This window comes from Novosphingobium jiangmenense (genome assembly GCF_015694345.1).
Lineage (GTDB): Bacteria > Pseudomonadota > Alphaproteobacteria > Sphingomonadales > Sphingomonadaceae > Novosphingobium > Novosphingobium jiangmenense.
Genome location: NZ_JADQDC010000016.1, coordinates 18,543 through 34,505, shown reverse-complemented (window position 1 = coordinate 34,505; position 15,963 = coordinate 18,543). Strand labels below are relative to the sequence as shown.

Genomic DNA, 15,963 nt, shown 5'->3' with positions numbered 1-15,963 from the left:
TGAGGTTGAAACTGGTTCCCCGCCTGCGCGGGGATGACGAATTATAGGTAAGCGCTTGGCCGAGGGAGGCCCCCGAGTTTACCCTGAGCGGCTGGCTTGCCAGCCAGCCGAAGGGCGGGGGCGCAGCCTCAATTCAATTACGCCGCGGCCAGTTCGGCCTTCGTCGTCTCGTAGGCCCAGTCGAGCCACGGGCCGAGGTCGGCGATGTCCTCGGCGTTGACGGTCGCGCCGCACCAGATGCGCAGGCCAGCGGGAGCATCGCGGTAACCGGCGATGTCGTAGGCTGCGCCCTGCTTTTCGAGGAGGGCAGCAAACTTCTTGATGAAGTCTGCGTCCGCGCCTTCGACCGAGAGACATACGCTAGTCTTCGACCGGGTCGCTTCGTCAGCGGCGAGGTGCGAGAGCCACGAGCGCTCTTCGACGATCTTGTCCAGCGCCGCCGCATTGGCATCGCTGCGCGCCTTCAGGCCTTCCAGGCCACCGAGACCCTTTGCCCATTCCAGCGCGAAGATCGCGTCTTCGACCGCGAGCATCGAGGGAGTGTTGATCGTCTCGCCCTTGAACACGCCCTCGGCCAGCTTGCCCTTGGAAACAAGGCGGAACACCTTGGGCAGAGGCCAGGCGGGGGTGTAGGTTTCGAGCCGTTCGACCGCGCGGGGGCCGAGGATCAGCACGCCGTGGCCGCCTTCGCCGCCAAGGACCTTCTGCCAGGAGAAGGTGGCAACGTCGATCTTCGACCAGTCGATATCGTAGGCGAAGACTGCCGAGGTGGCGTCGGCGAAGGAAAGACCCTCGCGGTCCGCCGGGATAAAATCGGCGTTCGGCACGCGCACGCCCGAGGTGGTGCCGTTCCAGGTGAACAGCACGTCATTCGACCAGTCGATCGCGTTCAGATCGGCGATCTGGCCATAGTCGGCGCGCAGCACCGTGGGATCGAGCTTGAGCTGCTTGGCGGCATCGGTGACCCAACCTTCACCGAACGATTCCCAGGCGAGCGTGGTGACCGGGCGAGCGCCGAGCATCGTCCACATCGCCATTTCGAAAGCGCCGGTGTCAGACCCCGGAACGATACCGATGCGGTGCGTATCGGGCAGCTGCAGCACTTCGCGCATCAGGTCGATGCAGTACTGAAGGCGCGTCTTGCCGATCTTGGCGCGGTGTGACCGGCCCAGCGATTCGGTGGCGAGCTTTTCGGGGGAATATCCGGGCGGCTTGGCGCAGGGACCGGACGAGAAGAACGGGCGCGCAGGCTTGCGAGCCGGAATCGTAGCAGACATGTAGTCTCTCCTTACAGAGAGCACGCGCGGCGTTGGGACCGCGTGGCCCGCCGGCCGCTCTAGTGGCGCGCGCCGATATGTCAAATGATGTTTGGTCTACTGACCCAAAGTCTCGGCCAGCATCGCGGCAGTGCGCGGACCGGACCAGTCGTGCGCGCCGATCATGCGCCAGACTTCCTTGCCGTCCTTGTCATAGAGCACGGTCGTCGGCAGCATCCCCGTCTCATAGAAGAAGCCGAGGTTGTTCTCGGTATCCAGCCAGGGTTCGAGGGCGGCGAACTTTTTCTCGGCATAGAACGGCGATACCTTGGCCGCGCCCTCGATGTCCTGCGATACGGTCAGGACTCGCAGCTTTCCGGCATTGTCCGCCGCCAGCTTGTCGAGCATCGGCATTTCGAGGACGCAGGGCCCGCACCACGTCGCCCACAGGTTGATCAGCACCGGCTTGCCCTTGAGATCGCGCAGCTTGAGCGATTTGCCCGACGGGTCGGTAACAGTGAAGTCGGGCATGTCCTTGCCGCGATTGGCGATGTCCAGCGTGCCGTTGAATTCGCCCTTCGCGGCAGATTCCTTAGGCGCCGTGCTGCTCTGCGGTTGCGAGTCGCTTGCTGCTTGCCTATCGCACCCGGCGACGGCAAGGGCCGCCAGCAGCATAACAACCTTTGGCGAACGGACGGACATGAGCGACAATTCGGGCTCCAACCAGATGTGGGGCGGGCGCTTCGCAGGCGGTCCCTCGGCGATCATGCGCGAGATCAATGCCTCGATTCCCTTCGACAAGGCCTTGTGGCGGCAGGACATCGCCGCGTCAAAGGCCCATGTGGACATGCTCGGCGCGCAAGGCATCGTCTCGGCGGAAGACGCGGCGCTGATCGCCGATGGCCTCGACAAGGTCGCGGCAGAGTACGAGGCCAACGGAGTCCCCGAGAACTGGGACCTCGAAGACATCCACATGACCACCGAAAGCCGCCTTGCCGAACTGATCGGCCCGGCGGCAGGTCGCCTCCACACCGCGCGCAGCCGCAACGATCAGGTCGCCACCGACTTCCGCCTGTGGGTGCGCGATGCGATGGATCAGGCTGAGCTTGGCCTCAAGCAGTTGCAGGTCGCGCTGGTCAGCCGCGCGGGCGAACACGCCGCCAGCATCATGCCCGGCTTCACCCACCTCCAGACCGCGCAGCCGGTGACGCTCGGCCATCACCTCATGGCCTATTACGAGATGATCGGGCGGGACCGTTCGCGCTTTGCCGATGCGCGGGTGCGGATGAACCGCAGTCCGTTGGGCGCGGCAGCGCTGGCCGGGACCGGCTTCCCCATCGACCGTTTCCGCACGGCAGAGGCGCTGGGCTTCGACGGGCCGACCGACAACAGCCTCGATTCGGTGTCCGACCGCGATTTCGCGCTCGATTACCTGATGGCCGCCGCGCAATGCTCGCTGCACCTTTCGCGTCTGGCCGAGGAGTTCATCATCTGGGCGAGCCAGCCCTTCGGCTTCGTCACGCTGCCGGACAGTCTTTCGACCGGCAGCTCGATCATGCCGCAGAAGAAGAACCCCGACGCCGCCGAACTGGTGCGCGGCCATTCGGGGCGGATCGCCGGTTGCCTGACCGCGCTGATGATCACGATGAAGGGCCTGCCGCTCGCCTATTCGAAGGACATGCAGGACGACAAGCCGCCGGTGTTCGAAGCCGCCAGCCTGCTTGCCCTGTCCATCGCGGCGATGACCGGGATGGTCGCCGAAGCGAAGTTTCGCACCGACCGGATGCGCGCCGCCGCCGAGCTGGGCTATGCCACCGCGACCGACCTTGCCGACTGGCTGGTGCGGCAGGCCAACATTCCGTTCCGCGAAGCGCACCACATCACCGGCTCTGCCGTGAAGCTCGCCGAATCGCGCGGCATCGCCCTCGACCAGCTGTCGATCGACGACCTCAAGGCCATCGACCAGCGCATCGACGACCGCGTCTATGCCGCGCTTTCGGTCGAAGCGAGCGTGGCCGCGCGTTGCAGCCATGGCGGAACCGCGCCGGACGAGGTAAGGAAGCGCGTGGCCCAGGCGCGCGTGGCGCTGGGGCTGGAGGAATCGGCTTGAGCCAATCGCGCAACATTCTGCTCGCAGGCCTTGGCGCACTCGCTCTGGCGGGATGCGGCAACAAGGCCGAGCTGAAGCTGGCGCCGGACCAGACACCGCCGCCGATCCCCTATGGCCGCGAGGTGCAGCCGGGCGCTGACGACCTGCTCAAAACCCCCGCGCAGGCAGCCCCTGCGCGCAATGTCGAGCCGCGTCGCCGCTCGCAGGATCGCGAAGACGATCCTTTCGACCTGCCTCCCGAAGACTGAGATTTTCCGATGGACCATTTTGAACTGAACGACGGCGTGCTCTGCGCCGAGAACGTGCCCCTGCCGGTGATCGCGGCGGAAGTCGGCACCCCCGTCTATGTCTATTCGCGCGCCACGCTGACCCGCCATGCTCGCGTGTTCCGCGATGCGCTGGGGATCCTGCGCGATGCGAAGATCGCCTTTGCGGTGAAGTCCAATCCCAACCTTGCCGTGCTCAAGGTCTTGGCCGCCGAAGGCTATGGCGCCGATGTCGTCTCGGGCGGCGAGATGGAGCGCGCCCTGGCGGCAGGCATGGCCCCCGATGGCATCGTCTTCTCGGGCGTCGGAAAGACCGCTGCGGAAATGCGCCGCGGGATCGAGGCCGGGATCGGCCAGTTCAACCTCGAGAGCGAGGAAGAAGGCCTCGAACTCGCCGAGATCGCCGCGTCGATGGGCAAGGTTGCGTCGGCAGCGCTGCGCGTGAACCCGGACGTCGATGCCGGAACCCACGGCAAGATCTCGACCGGCAAGGCCGAGAACAAGTTCGGCGTTCCGTTCGACCGCGCCGCTGCGATCTATGGCCGTCTCGCCACCACGCCGGGCCTCAACATGCGCGGGTTGACGCTGCACATCGGCAGCCAGCTATCGAAGCTCGAACCGCTCGAAGCCGCTTTCAACAAGGTCGGCGGACTGATGGAAGAGATCCGTGCGGCAGGCCATTCGGTCACGCACATGGACCTGGGCGGCGGCGTGGGTGTGCCCTACAAGGCGGGCGAAGTGTTCCCGCAGCCTGCCGAGTATGCCGCGATGGTCGCGCGCGTCACCGGCAACTGGGGCGTGACGCTGATGTTCGAACCGGGCCGCGTGATCACCGGCAACACCGGAGTGCTGGTGACCGAGGTCATCCGCGTCAAGGAGGGTGCGAGCAACCCCTGGGTCGTGGTCGATGCCGCGATGAACGACCTCGCCCGTCCGGCGCTCTACGATGCCTGGCACGATTTCGCTGCCGTGGAGCCGACGGGCGAGACCTTCACCGCCAACATCGTCGGCCCGATCTGCGAAAGCTCGGACACCTTCGCCATGGCCCGCGTGATCGACAAGGTCGGTCGCGGCGATCTCGCCGTGTTCCGCACCGCCGGCGCCTATGGCGCGACGATGGCCAACACCTACAACTCGCGCCCGCTGGTGCCCGAAGTGATGGTCGATGGCGACAAGTGGGCCGTGGTGGCCGACCGCATCGATCCCGCCACGATCCTTGCGGCCGAGCGCGTGCCGGACTTCCTCAAGTAAAATGCAGTCGCTCCCCCTCTTCCACCGCATCGCGGGCCAGCCGGTGATTCTGCTGGGCGAGGGGGAGGCCGCTGCGGCCAAGCAGCGGCTGATCGAGCGCGCGGGCGGGGTGATCTATCGCGAGATCAACGCCGGGATCGACGACGGCGCGCGGTTGGCTTTCATCGCGCACGACAATCCCGACATGGCGCAGGGCGATGCGATCCGGCTGCGCTGCGCCGGCCTGCTGGTCAACGTGGTCGACCGGCCCGAACTGTGCGATTTCACCACGCCTTCGATCCTCGACCGCGATCCGGTCCTGATCGCTGTCGGCACGGGCGGGGCCTCGGCAGGCCTTGCCAAGATCCTGCGGTTGCGGCTGGAGCGCCTGTTGCCGCAGGGGCTGGGGGCATTGGCCCGCGCGCTGGAGGAGGCGCGCGAGGGGATGCGCAAGCGTTGGTCCTCGGTAGCAGACCGCCGCCGCGCCCTGGATGCGGCGCTGGACGAGGGCGGGGCACTCGACCTGTTTCGCGCCGGGAGCGAGGCGAAGGTTGGCGCGTGGGTGGCGTCTGGGGCGGAAGGACAGTCCGGTCGGTTCGAGATCGTGCTGACCTCGAACGACCCCGAAGACCTGACCCTGCGCGCCGCACGGCTGCTTGGGCAGGCGGATGTGGTGGTGCACGACGCTGACGTTGCGCCGGAAATCCTGTCACGCGCGCGGGCCGATGCGGTGCGGGTACTGGCGGGGGGGGATGTGCCTGAGGGTGGGATTGTGGTGGTTTTGCGGTCGGGGTGACGCGACTTCCACTTTCAAGCCAAGGGTAAACGCACTCCAAGGCGTTTGATCAGTCTCAAGTCTCTTCGATTGAAATGCTAAAGTCGGCAAAATCTGGTGTTAGTTTCCTGAAGTCCACTGACTTGCGCAAATAGCCGATACCGGCGGACATTCTTTCCAGAGGAGGTTTGTCAAAGAAATCATCGCTGAAAGTTTGTCGCCAGCTATCGGCACTCTCGGGCAAGAATGAGGCTAAGGCCTTCAGATTTTGGAAAAACCCTTCGGCATCAACGAACGCCCCGTTCACTTCATACATCTCAAGGCCGGGAAAGTTTGCTAATGGCGCGGAGAAGACGAGGTTGGTGTAGTCGAAGCGCTTCGACGGAGGCTTCATCGGTTTTACGGCGTCAGCGAAAACGGTGAGTACCTCCCCAAAGATCATCCGATCCTTGGGAGTGCCAAGCATCAGTCTTTTCGACCGGGGCATGAACAACTTCAACACAGCGTCACGCGAGAGCACGATGCAGTCGAAGTGTCTAAGCGAGATTGTCTCGAGCTCGGCCAGTTCTGCCAGTCTTGCTGTGAGCTCTCTTTGCATCTTAGAAGACTGCGCACGATGCGGGTGCAAGTCAACAGTCGGGCAGCCCCCTTTTCAAGAGGCATTTGGCAGCCTGACAGGCATCCCGCCCCTGCAGTTTGCAGAAAGCGGGACGGACCGGCTCATCCCTTCATCGCCGCCTGCAACTGCCCGATGATCACCTGGCTCTGCTCCGCGCCTGATTGCGGGGCGAAGTCGCCCGTGCGGTCGCTGATCTTGTCCCAGTTGGCGGCGAAGCCTTCGACGGTGCGTTCGCCCGGTGCCAGCAGGACGCCCTTGTTCATCGTCACCCACGCGCCGTGGTATGCGCCGCCCCCTGCGCCGACGATGGCGTTGGTGGGGGCATCTTCCGAGACGAGGAACAGGGCGGCGGGGACGACGTTTTCGGGGCCAAACAGCTTGAAGGCTTCCTCGGGGAAGATGTCCTCGGTCATGCGCGTGGCGGCGACGGGGGCCAGCGTGTTGACCTTGATGTTGTTCTTCGCGCCTTCAAGGTAGAGCGTCTTGGTGAGCCCGGCGAGGCCCAACTTGGCCGCGCCGTAGTTGGCTTGGCCGAAATTGCCGAACAGGCCGGTGGACGAGGCGGTCATCAGGATGCGGCCGTAGTTCTGTTCGCGCATCAGGTCCCAGCAGGCCTTGGTGGCGAAGGCCGAGCCGATCAGGTGGACGCGCACGACCATCTCGAAATCGGCCGGGTCCATCTTGGTGAAGCTCTTGTCGCGCAGGATGCCGGCGTTGTTGATCAGCACGTGGACGCCGCCCCAGCGCTCCTTGGCCTTGGCGACCATCTCGACCATCTGCTCGTATTCGCTGACCGAGCCGCCGTTCGACATGGCCTCGCCGCCCATGGCCTCGATTTCCTCGACAACCTTGAGCGCAGCGTCGGAATGGCCGGTGCCATCGCGCGATCCGCCCAGATCGTTAACCACCACCTTCGCGCCGCGGCGGGCGAGTTCAAGCGCGTAGGCGCGGCCAAGTCCGCCACCTGCGCCAGTGACGATCGCGACGCGGCCTTCGAACGAAATGGTCATGTCTGTATCTCTCCGGGAGCGCCCTAACCGGGCGATTAACATGGGTGTCAGCGATGCCACGGCGCGGGCTGGAACGCAACGGCAGAGGCGTTTCGGGTGGTTCGCGATAAACCAGCAAAAAATCCGTCAATAAAATGTAACACAACGGACATATTTGGCCGCAGACCGAAATCTGGCCGTAGACCGAAAACCCAAGGATTCGCCATGAAGCTCGTAACCCGCGTCTCGATCACTGCCCTTGCCTGTGCCGCAGGCTGGGCTCTCCCGGCCGAGGCCGCGACGTCCAACGCCGATCTTGCCGCGATGCAGGCCCAGCTCCAGCAAATGCAGGCGCAGATGCAGAGCCAGATGGAAGCGATGAACGCCATGCAGGCGCAGATCCAGGCGCTGCAGGGCCAGCTGGCCGAAGCCAGGGCCAAGACCGACGCCACGGCCACCGCTGTCGCTGCGATCCCTGCACCGACCGTCTCGGGCAAGCCGCCGGTGGCGATCAGCTGGGATGGCGGGCCGAAGATCGAAGCTCCGGCGGACCCGAAGAACCCCAAGGCCGGCAAGTGGAGCTTCAAGCCGCGCGGCCGCCTGCAGATCGATACCGCCTCGGTTTCCGCGCCGTCGTCCATCGGCAGCAAGAGCCTCGGCCTCGCCACCGAATTCCGCCGCGCTTACTTCGGTTTCGACGGCACGATTCCCGGCAACTTCGGCTATCGCATCGAGGCTGACATCGCCAACAGCAGCATCGATCCGACCGACGTCTACCTGACCTACACCGGCATCAGGAACCTGACGCTGACGATCGGCCAGCACAAGCCGTTCGAATCGATGGAGGACACCGAGTCCGACCTGTTCACCAGCTTCATGGAGCGTGCCGCGTTCAACACCGCGTTCGGGTTCGAACGGCGCCTCGGCCTGTCGGCGCAGTACCAGAAGGGCATGGTCCTGGCGCAAGTCGGCGTGTTCACCGACAACGTGACCGACCTCAACGCCGATACCGACAACAGCTATTCGATCGACAGCCGCTTTGCCCTGCAGCCCAAGCTGTTCGGCGGGCAGGCGCACATCGGCGGTTCCGCGCACTATCACGACCTCAACGACAGCAGTGCCACGGTGCGCTATCGCGCGCGGCCGTTCACGCACACCACCGACATCCGCTTCGTCGATACCAAGGCGATCAGCGCGCTGTCGGAAACGAACTATGGCGTGGAACTGGGCTGGACCGGCGGACCGGTGCACTTCACCGCGGAATCGCAGTGGATGAAGGTCGACCGCCCTGCCGGCATCGCCGACCCCACCTTCAACGGCGGCTATGTCGAGGCGGGCGTGTTCCTGACCAAGGGCGACACGCTCCCCTACAAGGCGAGCGAGGGCACCTGGACCCGGATCAAGCCGAAGAACGGCGTCGACAAGGGCGGCATCGGTGCGGTGCAGGTCAACGCCCGCTACGACTGGCTCGACCTCAATGACAACGGCGTTCTGGGTGGACGACAGGAACTGGTCGGAGCATCGCTGCTGTGGGTGCCGACCGACTACGTGCGCTTCATCGTCGACTACGGCCACCTCTGGCTGAAGGATGCGGCGGTCGCGGCGGGGGCCGATCGCAACTACAACGCCGATGTCGTCGGCATGCGCGCGCAGTTCGACTTCTGATCAAGCAGACAGGGGCGCGGGCGGGGAGGCCCGCGCCTTGCAGGACCGTCAGACGCTGGCAAACCAGATGACGTGCTTGGCGCCTTTGCCATTGGTCCGCGCGCGCACTTCCACCTCGTCCACGTCGAACCCGGCGGCCTTGAGGCGCTGCGTGAAGTTTGCGTCCTTCGCCGCCGACCAGATCGCCAGCACGCCGCCGGGGCGCAGGGCGTCCATCGCGGTGCGAAGCCCACGCATCGTGTAGAGCCGGTTGTTGCCGGCGCGCACCAGCCCGTCCGGCCCGTTGTCGACATCGAGCAGGATCGCATCGTAGCCGGTGCCGCCCACTGATAGCGCATTGGCCGAGATCACGTCGGCCACGTCGGTCATCACCAGCCGCACGCGCGGATCGTCGAGGCAGCCGGCTTCCAGTTCCGCCATCGGCCCCTTCGCCCACTGGATGATCTCGGGCACCAGTTCGGCGACGGTGACCTGCGCATCCTGGGGAAGCTTCTCCAGCGCAGCGCGCAAGGTGAAGCCCATGCCATAGCCGCCGATCAGCATCGCGGGACGCTGCGCCTTGGCGATGCGGGCGATGCTCTGCGTCGCCAGCGCGATCTCCGAGCCGTTCTGCCGCGTGCTCATCAGTTCGTTGTGGCCGAGCACGATCATGAAATCGCGGTCGTGCTTGTAGAGCTTCAGCTCTTCGCCATCGGGCACCCGGGCCGTGCCGAGAAGTTCGCGTGCTATCATGGTCCCGCCCTAGGCTCCGGGAACCGCAGCCACAAGGCGCACGTTGGCTCAAGCGACGGTTTCGGAGACAAGACGATGCGCAAAGTGATGCTCATGGCCGGTGTCGCGGCCCTCGCGGCCAGCGTCCCGGCCTTCGCCCAAGGCAACGGCAAAGGCAACGGTGGGGGCAATGATGGTGGCAACCATGGTGGTGGCGGCCCCGAGAAGGCGCAAAAGGCGGATCACGGCCCTCAGAAGGCCAAGGGTCCGGACAAGCGCGCCGAGATGCGACCCGAGAAGCCCCGCAGAAACGACGCCCGGCCCGAACAGGCCATGCGCGGCAATCCCGGCCAGGGGCCTGAGCGGAATGATGCTCCAAGGAACTACGAGAAGGCCGAGCGCCAGGTCGACCGCGACTATGCCCGCCGCGCTGATCGCGGAGATGAGCGCACCGTCGTCCGCGTCACCAGCCGCCAGTGGCAGGACGGCCGCTATCGCTATGATGACCGCCGTTTCCTGATCCCGGTCACCAGCGATTGCCCGCCGGGCCTTGCGAAGAAGAACAACGGCTGCCTGCCCCCGGGTCAGGCCCGGCAGATTCAGGCGCCGCGCAGCTGGGGTGACTGGTATCCGGTGCGCTACCTCGGCAACGACTATGACTGGCGCTACGGCAATGGCTCGATGTACCGCATCGGCAGCGGCGGCCTCGTTTCCGCGATCGTCCCGCTGCTTGGCGGCGCGCTGTTCGGCGGGCAGGTCTGGCCGACGCAGTACACCGACTATGCCGTGCCGAGCTATTACGACCGCTATTACGGCTTCGACGATGGCTACGACTATCGCTACGCCCAGAATGCGATCTTCGAGGTCGATCCGCAGTCCAACATGATCGAGGGCATCGCCGCGTTGCTCACCGGTGATCCGTGGGCGGTCGGTCAGCCGATGCCTGCCGGGTACGATCTGTACAACGTGCCGCCCGACTGGCGCGGCCGCTACGCCGACACGCCGGACAGCTGGTACCGCTACAGCGACGGCTACGTCTACGAAGTCGATCCGACCACGCAGCTGGTCCGCGCCGTGATCGAACTGATCGCCTGACCCGCAGCGAAGACTCGAAGGGGATTTCGATGGTACGCCATACGATCATGGGGACCGCGCTGGTCGCCGCACTCGCGCTCGCAAGTTGCGGCAAGAACGATGCTGCGCCCGATGCCAAGGGCACTGCCGCCGTCGCCGATGCTTCGAGCAAGGACCTGTTCGACGCGCTGGGCGACAGCAGCGATCTTTCGGAATCAGCGAGGCTGGTCAAGGCCGCCGGGCTGGAGAAGACGTTCGAAGGCGTCGGCAGCTATACCCTGTTCGCGCCGACCAACGCGGCGATCGAGGCCCTGCCCGAGGCCGACCGCAAGGCGCTGGACAGCAACGAGGGCAAGGTCCAGCTCGTCGCCCTGGTCAGCCAGCATCTCTCGCCCGGCTACATCGGCCGCACCGATCTCGACCAGGGCTTCGAACGCGGCAAGGGCACGGTGCGCCTTGCCAGCCTTGGCGGCCAGCCGCTCACGCTCACGCGGGACGGTGACGTCATCCGTCTCGGCAGCGGCGAGGACGCACCCAAGCTGGTCGGAGCCCCGATCGTCGCGCGCAATGGCGTGATCTACCCGATCGACCGGGTTCTGCCGGTGCCAAAGTGACGCATTGAAAGGATCGGGCAAGAATCCCATCAAGCTCGGACAAACGCAGGCGCAAATGGCGGTTGCACCTCTTAATTGATCGGTTAAGCTTCTTGGCAAAAGGCGGCCTGAGTCCGCCAGTTGCGAGAGGAACAGGCCGGTGCATTTCCACCCCAAGTATCATGCCGCCCGCAATCCCGATCGCGCCGCCGTCATCATGGGCGGCAGCGGCGAAGTGGTGACCTATGCCGGGCTGGAAGCCAAGTCGAACCAGTTCGCCCAGTTGCTGCGCTCGCGGGGGCTGCAGATCGGCGATACCATTGCGCTGTGCCTCGAAAACCGGGCGGACTTCTTCGCCCTCGCCTGGGGTGCGCAGCGCGCGGGGCTGGTCTACGTGGCGGTCTCCAGCCGCCTCGCCGCGCCCGAGATCGCCTATATCGCCCACGACAGCGGCAGCCGCCTCCTGATCGGATCGGCCTACACCGCGCCGGTGCTGGACGAGGTGGCCAAGCTCGCGCCTGAAGTGCCGCAGCTGCGTTTCGATACCGACGGGCCGCTCTCGCTCGATGCCGCGCTCGCCGCGCAGCCTGCGACCCCGATCGCAGACGAGCGCGCCGGGTGCGACATGCTCTATTCCTCGGGCACCACCGGCAAGCCCAAGGGTGTGCGCATTCCCCTGCCCGAGGACCCGGAGATCGGCGCGGTGAACTCGCTGATCGGGATCGCGAGCCAAGCCTTCGGCATCACCGGCGATGCCGTCTATCTCTCGCCCGCGCCGCTCTATCACGCCGCGCCGCTGCGCTGGTCGATGACCATTCACCGCATGGGCGGCACCGTCGTTGCGATGGAGAAGTTCGATCCCGAGCATGCGCTCCAGCTGATCGAGAAGTACAAGGTCACCGACAGCCAGTGGGTTCCGACGCATTTCGTGCGCATGCTCAAGCTTCCGCAAGAGGTGCGCGCGAAGTACGATACCTCGACTCTGACCTGTGCGATCCACGCCGCCGCGCCCTGCCCGGTTCCCGTAAAGCAGGCGATGATCGAATGGTGGGGCCCGGTGATCCGGGAGTACTATGCCGGCACCGAGGGCAACGGCTTCACCTTCATTGCCAGCGAGGACTGGCTGCAGCGCCCCGGCTCGGTCGGCCGCGCGATCCTCGGCACGATCCGCATCTGCAACGAGGAAGGCGATGAGGTGCCGCCGCGCACCGAGGGCCAGGTGTTCTTTGAAGGCGGCAATGCCTTCACCTACCACAACGATCCCGACAAGACCCGCGATGCCACCAACAAGCACGGCTGGACCAGCCTTGGCGACGTTGGCTGGATCGACGAGGACGGCTTCCTGTTCCTGACCGACCGAAAGAGCTTCATGATCATCTCTGGCGGCGTGAACATCTACCCGCAGGAGATCGAGAACCTGCTCGTCACCCACCCCAAGGTCGCCGACGTTGCGGTGATCGGCGCGCCCGACCCGGACATGGGCGAAAAGGTCGTCGCTGTGGTCCAGCCGCGCGACATGGCCGAGGCTGGCCCCGCGCTTGCGGCGGAACTGACCGAGTGGCTCGCGCCCCAGCTCTCGCGCGTGAAGATGCCCCGCCAGATCGACTTCCGCGAGGAGCTGCCTCGCGAGCCGACCGGCAAGCTGTTCAAGCGCCTGCTGCGCGATGAATACAAACAAGCGTACGAAGCTGCGCAAGCGGCCTCGGCCTGAGGAGAGCGAGAGCGATGGCAAGCATCCCTGTGGTCCCGGCCGAGGTCGGCCGCGCCGTGATCGATCCGAAGTCCTACGGCGCGTGGGACCCGCTGCTCGACCAGTTCGACGCCTTGCGCAGCACGGCCCCCGTTTCCCGCGTGGTCGCGCCGGGGGATGAGCACGAGCCGTTCTGGCTGGTCTCGGGCTTCGACGAGGTGATGAAGGTCAGCAAGGACAACGCGACCTTCCTCAACAATCCCAAGTCCTCTGTCTTCACCCTGCGCATCGGTGACATGCTGGCGCGTTCGATCACCGGCGGCAGCCCGCATCTGGTCGAATCGCTGGTGCAGATGGACGCGCCCAAGCACCCCAAGTTGCGCCGCCTGACGCAGGACTGGTTCATGCCCAAGAACCTGTCGAAGCTGGATGGCGAGATCCGCAAGATCGCCAACGAGTCCATCGACCGGATGCTGGCTGCCGGGGGGGAGGGCGATTTCATCCCGCTCGTCGCCGCGCCCTATCCGCTGCATGTCGTCATGCAGATCCTCGGCGTGCCGCCTGAGGACGAGCCGAAGATGCTGTTCCTGACCCAGCAGATGTTCGGTGGGCAGGACGAGGACATGAACAAGTCCGGCATCAAGGACCTGCCGCCCGAACAGATCTCGCAGATCGTTGCGGGCGCGGTGGCCGAGTTCGAGCGCTACTTCGCTGGCCTTGCTGCCGAACGCCGCCAGAACCCGGGCGAGGACGTCGCCACCGTCATCGCCAATGCGGTGATCGATGGCGAGCCGATGAGCGACCGCGATACGGCAGGCTACTACATCATCGTCGCCAGCGCCGGGCATGACACGACCTCTGCGTCCTCCGCAGGAGCGGCACTGGCCCTTGCCCGCGATCCGGACCTGTTCGCCCGCGCCAAGGCCGATCGCAGCCTGCTGCCGGGCATCGTCGAGGAAGCGATCCGCTGGACCACCCCGGTCCAGCACTTCATGCGCACCGCCGCGCGCGACGTGGAACTGGGCGGTCAGCAGATCGCGGCGGGCGACTGGCTCATGCTCAATTACGTTGCCGCCAACCACGATCCGGCGCAGTTCCCCGAGCCGCGCAAGTTCGATCCGACGCGCCCGGCCAACCGCCATGCCGCCTTTGGCGCAGGTTCGCACCAGTGCCTCGGGCTGCACCTCGCGCGGCTCGAGATGCGCGTGTTGCTCGACGTGCTGCTCGACCGCGTGGACAGCCTTGAGCTTGCCGGAGAGCCGCGGCGGGTTAACTCGACCTTCGTCGGCGGATACAAGGCGCTGCCGCTGCGCTGGAAGGCGGCTTAACCGGGGTGACAACGCGCAGCACCGGCCCCACAATGCGCCGGTGCTGCATTTCCTCCCCGGCCCGCTCCACCGCCTGCTGCTGCGCTCGGCCCACGCCGTGCGGCTGTGGTACTGGCGCGCGACGCGCAAGCGGGTGCGGGGCTGCAACGTGATCGCGGCCAACGCTGCCGGAGAAGTCCTGCTGGTCCGCCACAGCTACCACGCTCGCGAATCATGGATGCTTCCCGGCGGCGGGCTCGGGCGGGATGAGGGGCCGGAAGCGACCGCAGCGCGCGAATTGCTCGAGGAAACCGGCTGCCGCCTCGAAACACCGCGCCACCTCGGCACCGTCTTGCTGGACCGCAAGGGCTGGACCAACGCGATCGAGCTTGTCGCCGGAACCACCACTGACGAACCGGTCGCGGATGGCCGCGAGATTGCCGAAGCGCGCTTCTTTCCGGCAAGGGCGCTGCCGGACAACACGGTCCGCTCGGTGCGCGAGATGATCGCCCGCTGGCTGGCCGATCAGAACGGCAACTCGGCCTGAAGCACCGGGGGCGCGGCGCCCTCGTCGCCTTCCTCCGCCTCTTCGCCCTCCAGTGCCGAGAGCGTGAGGCCCATCAGCCGGATCGGCTTGGGCAGCGGCAGTTGCGCATCGAGCAGGTCGCGCGCCAGCGCTGCGAACTCGTCCTTCCCGGTAATCGGGCGGGGCAGGGACCTGGCCCGGGTGCAGGGCGTGAAGTCGTTGAACTTCATCTTCAGCGTCACCGTCCGCCCCTGCACGCCACTGCGCTCGATCCGCTCCCACACGATCTCGATGATCCGCTCCAGCGTCTCGCGCAGCGCAGGGCCCGAGGAAATGTCCCGCTCGAATGTCCGCTCCCCGCCGACAGACTTGCGCGGGCGATCCGCCTTGACCTGCCTGAGGTCGATCCCCCGCGCGGCGCGGTAGAGGTAGTCGGCCGAGCTGCCGAAGTTCTCGCGCAGGAAGGCGAGGTCCTTCGCGCGCAGGTCGGCCCCGGTCTCTATGCCGAGCCTGGCCATCTTCTCCGCGCCGCGCGGCCCGATGCCGTGAAAGCGGCGCACGGGAAGCCCCGCGACGAACTGTGCGCCTTCGCCGGGGCGGATCACGCAGAGTCCATCGGGCTTGTTCTGGTCGCTGGCGAGCTTGGCGAGGAACTTGTTGTAGGATACCCCGGCGCTCGCGGTCAGCCCGGTCTCGGCCTTGATGCGCTGGCGGATCAGCTCGGCGATGCGCGTGGCCGAGCCGATCCCGCGTATGTCGTCGGTCACGTCGAGGTAGGCCTCGTCGAGCGAGAGCGGCTCGACATGCGGGGTAAAGTGCAGGAACACGGCGCGGATCTGCTGGGATACGGCCTTGTAGACGTCGAAGCGTGGGCGACGGAAGATCAGGTCCGGGCACAACTGCACCGCCCGCGCCGATGGCATCGCCGAGCGCACGCCGAACTTCCGCGCTTCATAGCTCGCCGCAGCCACCACCCCGCGCCCGGACGACCCACCCACCGCCACCGGCAGGCCCCGGATCGCCGGATCGTCGCGCTGTTCGACGCTGGCGAAGAAGGCGTCCATGTCGACATGGATGATCTTGCGCAGCGCCGGGGTCGATTCTGGTTGGTAGGTCAAACCGTAGGCCCGTTTCGCGCGATACCTCTCCGGT

General features: G+C 65.9%; 16 protein-coding genes. 10 read left to right on the top strand and 6 right to left on the bottom strand.

Annotated elements, in window-relative coordinates; genetic code table 11:
- Positions 1 to 137: 137 nt before the first annotated feature.
- Both I2488_RS17640 and I2488_RS17635 read right to left on the bottom strand, forming a co-directional pair.
- Complete coding sequence (locus tag I2488_RS17640) at positions 138 to 1,277, bottom strand: phosphoserine transaminase (protein WP_196277099.1); 1,140 nt, start codon at positions 1,275 to 1,277, stop codon at positions 138 to 140.
- A 96-nt stretch (positions 1,278 to 1,373) separates the two neighbouring features.
- Positions 1,374 to 1,931, bottom strand: a complete 558-nt coding sequence (locus tag I2488_RS17635) for a TlpA family protein disulfide reductase (RefSeq protein WP_343071108.1) — start codon at positions 1,929 to 1,931, stop codon at positions 1,374 to 1,376.
- A 25-nt stretch (positions 1,932 to 1,956) separates the two neighbouring features.
- Between I2488_RS17635 and argH the strand changes: the two genes are divergently transcribed.
- The 4 genes from argH to I2488_RS17615 are packed head-to-tail and all read left to right on the top strand — an operon-like array spanning position 1,957 to position 5,658.
- Entirely contained in the window at positions 1,957 to 3,366 is a 1,410-nt protein-coding gene (gene argH / locus I2488_RS17630; RefSeq protein ID WP_214652445.1) for an argininosuccinate lyase, read from the top strand.
- A complete protein-coding gene (locus I2488_RS17625) occupies positions 3,363 to 3,614 on the top strand; it encodes a hypothetical protein (protein WP_196277098.1) in 252 nt (83 codons plus the stop codon). The genes argH and I2488_RS17625 overlap by 4 nt, the downstream gene beginning before the upstream one ends.
- Before the next feature lie 9 nt (positions 3,615 to 3,623).
- Positions 3,624 to 4,883: a diaminopimelate decarboxylase gene (lysA, locus tag I2488_RS17620; RefSeq protein WP_196277097.1), complete on the top strand. Its 1,260-nt coding sequence runs from the start codon at positions 3,624 to 3,626 to the stop codon at positions 4,881 to 4,883.
- A 1-nt stretch (position 4,884) separates the two neighbouring features.
- A complete protein-coding gene (locus tag I2488_RS17615; protein ID WP_196277096.1) occupies positions 4,885 to 5,658 on the top strand; it encodes a precorrin-2 dehydrogenase/sirohydrochlorin ferrochelatase family protein in 774 nt (257 codons plus the stop codon).
- Between the two features lie 55 nt (positions 5,659 to 5,713).
- On the opposite strand, the gene I2488_RS17610 is transcribed toward I2488_RS17615, so the two are convergent.
- A complete protein-coding gene (locus I2488_RS17610; RefSeq protein ID WP_196277095.1) occupies positions 5,714 to 6,235 on the bottom strand; it encodes a hypothetical protein in 522 nt (173 codons plus the stop codon).
- 122 nt (positions 6,236 to 6,357) lie between these two features.
- Positions 6,358 to 7,266: an SDR family NAD(P)-dependent oxidoreductase gene (locus I2488_RS17605; RefSeq protein WP_196277094.1), complete on the bottom strand. Its 909-nt coding sequence runs from the start codon at positions 7,264 to 7,266 to the stop codon at positions 6,358 to 6,360.
- 204 nt (positions 7,267 to 7,470) lie between these two features.
- On the opposite strand from I2488_RS17605, the gene I2488_RS17600 reads away from it, so the two are divergent.
- Complete coding sequence (locus I2488_RS17600) at positions 7,471 to 8,910, top strand: OprO/OprP family phosphate-selective porin (RefSeq protein ID WP_196277093.1); 1,440 nt, start codon at positions 7,471 to 7,473, stop codon at positions 8,908 to 8,910.
- A 48-nt stretch (positions 8,911 to 8,958) separates the two neighbouring features.
- On the opposite strand, the gene I2488_RS17595 is transcribed toward I2488_RS17600, so the two are convergent.
- Positions 8,959 to 9,642 (bottom strand): spermidine synthase family protein, encoded by a 684-nt coding sequence (locus I2488_RS17595; RefSeq protein ID WP_196277092.1) that lies wholly within the window; start codon positions 9,640 to 9,642, stop codon positions 8,959 to 8,961.
- 75 nt (positions 9,643 to 9,717) lie between these two features.
- On the opposite strand from I2488_RS17595, the gene I2488_RS17590 reads away from it, so the two are divergent.
- The 5 genes from I2488_RS17590 (at position 9,718) to I2488_RS17570 (ending at position 14,832) form a co-directional block, all read left to right on the top strand.
- A complete protein-coding gene (locus tag I2488_RS17590) occupies positions 9,718 to 10,716 on the top strand; it encodes a hypothetical protein (RefSeq protein WP_196277091.1) in 999 nt (332 codons plus the stop codon).
- Between the two features lie 29 nt (positions 10,717 to 10,745).
- The gene (locus I2488_RS17585; RefSeq protein WP_196277090.1) at positions 10,746 to 11,309 is read left to right on the top strand and encodes a fasciclin domain-containing protein; all 564 of its coding nucleotides are present in this window, start codon (positions 10,746 to 10,748) and stop codon (positions 11,307 to 11,309) included.
- Positions 11,310 to 11,448: 139 nt separating this feature from the next.
- Positions 11,449 to 12,999, top strand: coding sequence for an AMP-binding protein (locus I2488_RS17580; RefSeq protein WP_196277089.1), 1,551 nt, complete (start codon positions 11,449 to 11,451; stop codon positions 12,997 to 12,999).
- 14 nt (positions 13,000 to 13,013) lie between these two features.
- Positions 13,014 to 14,306, top strand: a complete 1,293-nt coding sequence (locus I2488_RS17575; protein ID WP_196277088.1) for a cytochrome P450 — start codon at positions 13,014 to 13,016, stop codon at positions 14,304 to 14,306.
- Positions 14,307 to 14,346: 40 nt separating this feature from the next.
- Positions 14,347 to 14,832, top strand: a complete 486-nt coding sequence (locus tag I2488_RS17570; protein WP_196277087.1) for an NUDIX domain-containing protein — start codon at positions 14,347 to 14,349, stop codon at positions 14,830 to 14,832.
- Here I2488_RS17570 and dinB read toward each other — a convergent pair.
- Positions 14,811 to 15,929, bottom strand: a complete 1,119-nt coding sequence (gene dinB, locus I2488_RS17565) for a DNA polymerase IV (protein ID WP_281390108.1) — start codon at positions 15,927 to 15,929, stop codon at positions 14,811 to 14,813. The genes I2488_RS17570 and dinB overlap by 22 nt on opposite strands.
- Positions 15,930 to 15,963 lie beyond the last annotated feature (34 nt).